4 protein-coding genes are annotated in these 2649 nt (G+C 42.5%); all 4 read left to right on the forward strand.

Annotated elements, in window-relative coordinates; translation table 11 throughout:
- Positions 1-409, forward strand: a 409-nt coding sequence (era, locus tag CXF78_RS19755; protein WP_102037719.1) for a GTPase Era, incomplete at its 5' end; no start/stop codon positions are given.
- 45 nt (positions 410-454) lie between these two features.
- On the forward strand, positions 455-1168 hold the full coding sequence (gene recO, locus CXF78_RS19760) for a DNA repair protein RecO (protein ID WP_165870953.1): 714 nt from the start codon (positions 455-457) through the stop codon (positions 1166-1168).
- Between the two features lie 109 nt (positions 1169-1277).
- The gene (gene pdxJ / locus CXF78_RS19765; protein WP_102037721.1) at positions 1278-2015 is read left to right on the forward strand and encodes a pyridoxine 5'-phosphate synthase; all 738 of its coding nucleotides are present in this window, start codon (positions 1278-1280) and stop codon (positions 2013-2015) included.
- Positions 2015-2395, forward strand: coding sequence for a holo-ACP synthase (acpS, locus tag CXF78_RS19770; RefSeq protein ID WP_102037722.1), 381 nt, complete (start codon positions 2015-2017; stop codon positions 2393-2395). Before pdxJ ends, acpS begins: the two co-directional genes overlap by 1 nt.
- Positions 2396-2649: the final 254 nt, after the last annotated feature.

The following is a 2649-nucleotide window of genomic DNA, read 5'->3' on the forward strand; positions in this document are numbered from 1 at the left end:
TTTGGATATGGCACGTGAATCATTACCTGAAGCCCCATTTTATTTCCCTGAAGATTACGTGACCGATCGCTCACAACGCTTTATGGCATCTGAAATTGTCCGTGAAAAACTGATGCGCTTCCTTGGGGATGAACTTCCTTACGACGCAACGGTTGAGATTGAACAGTTTAAAATGATGGAAAATGGCGTTTATCAAATTAATGCGTTAATTCTGGTTGAACGTGAAGGCCAAAAACGTATGGTAATTGGCAATAAAGGTGAGCGAATTCGAACTATTGCAACGCAATCTCGTCTAGACATGGAAACCTTATTTGAGAATAAAGTATTTCTTGAAGTGTGGGTGAAAGTGAAATCCGGTTGGGCTGATGATGAACGTGCATTGAGAAGTTTAGGCTATGGCGAAAGCTAAATTGGCTTTAGCGTTACTGATTATGTATTTATAGGCATGGCCACTATGAAACGTGGCTATGTGCTTCATCATCGACAATTTCGTGAATCGAGCGTGATCGTTAATTTACTGGTAGAGGGTGTTGGACGTGTTGATGCCATTACTCGAGTCGGTTCTGGTAAACGGTCAATTAAAAGTATCTTACAACCTTTTCAACCGCTAATTATCCAATTTAGTGCCCAGTCCGAAGCCAGAAATTTAGGGTTGAAAAATATTACCCAAATTGAATCCGCTGCACCTGCTATGCCGCTGAGCGGTAATAGTCTTTATTCTGGTTTTTACCTAAACGAAATATTGGTTCGCCTATTATCAGTAGATCACCAAGCGGAAGGTCTCTTTCTCGATTATCATCGTGCGCTACTGGCGTTAGCTAAACAGTTTTGTTCAAGCCACCTGCGTTATTTTGAAATGGCATTGTTACTCGAGTTAGGTGCATTGCCGTCTCTTGCTTATGACACCCAAGGTGACTCGTTAGATGACAGTTGCCACTATCGGTTTATTGCCGAGAGTGGTTTTATCCCTGTAGTCACTACTCAAGAAAGCCCTTTTTCTCATGGCAAAGGCTGCTTATCTGGAGCAATGTTGCTAGCATTGGCATCACAAAACCTGCAACCTGAACAGTTTAATCAAGCCAAAGGGTTAATGCGTTATTTACTCACACCATTGTTAGGTAATAAGCCGTTATTAAGTAGGCAGTTATTCAGTAACAAAGCGGATTAGCATATAATATTTTTTAAACCCAACACATGGGCCAAACACTTGTAAATTAGTGCATAACTTTGTTTATCGTGTGCCTCATTGTGTTATTTATTATCTTAAGGAGCTCGATGTGAGCGGAATACTATTAGGCATTAACATCGATCATATCGCGACATTGCGTCAGGCTCGCGGTACTCATTATCCTGATCCCGTGCACGCCGCCGCTGTAGCAGAGCATGCTGGTGCCGATGGTATCACGATACATTTACGTGAAGACCGTCGCCATATTCAAGATCGTGATGTGTATTTATTGGCAAAAACATTGAAGACCAGAATGAACTTCGAGTTTGCTGTAACAGAAGAAATGATCGCTATCGCCTGTGATATAAAACCAGCGTATGCGTGTTTAGTCCCAGAGAAGCGTGAAGAGCTAACTACGGAAGGCGGTCTTGATGTCGCAGGTCAGTTAGACAAAATCCGCTCAGCCGTCACTCGTTTGGCTGCAGAAGGTATTAAAGTGTCATTGTTTATTGATGCTGATAAAACTCAAATTGATGCCGCAGTGTTATCTGGCGCACCATATATTGAGATCCACACGGGTTGTTATGCTGATGCCATCACCGATGCTGAACAGGCAGATGAATTAGCTCGTATTACTGAAATGGCACAATATGCACACAGTAAAGGTTTAGTGGTTAATGCTGGCCACGGATTGCATTATCACAATGTTAAGGCTATCGCGGCTATTCCTGAGCTTTATGAGCTTAATATTGGTCATGCTGTAATTGCTCGAGCCGCTATTGATGGTTTAGACACTGCAGTACGAGACATGAAGAAACTGATGCTTGAAGGCCGCAGAGGCGAATAATGGCGATTGTAGGGATCGGAACAGACATTGTTGAGATTGCCCGCATCAGTGAGCAGCGAGAGCGCCTAGGAGACAGATTAGCTAGGCGAGTGCTGACTAAACCTGAGCTTGCTACTTACTTGCAATCAAAACAGCCTGAGCGATTTTTAGCTAAACGTTTTGCCGCCAAAGAAGCTGCCGCAAAAGCCTTAGGCACAGGAATTGGCCGAGGTGTGTCGTTTCAACATATCCATATCGACAATGATGATAATGGCGCGCCTCAGGTACGTTTTACCGATGGCGCGCTAGCGCGGCTTGAACAATTAGCGGGCAAGCATGGTTTTATCAGTATTGCAGATGAAAAACATTATGCTGTAGCCACTGTGGTGTTAGAAAGTTGATGTGAACCATATTAGGCTATTTATTAAAGGCGCATTAGCGCCTTTTTTGTGAGCTTTTAAAATTGCCGCAAGTGGAGTAGATTAACAAGATAACAACAACTCATCTCAGAACGAGATGATACTGACATCAAACAGTCTTTTTCTATACTAATACGACGACATCACACTAGATTATTATTGGTAAATCAATACGGATAGTAAGCAACAATGATCCGTTAAATATGAATAAGATCGAATGTCATGATGCCAGTTTA

It is taken from the genome of Shewanella sp. 11B5 (assembly GCF_002836795.1).
GTDB lineage: Bacteria > Pseudomonadota > Gammaproteobacteria > Enterobacterales > Shewanellaceae > Shewanella > Shewanella frigidimarina.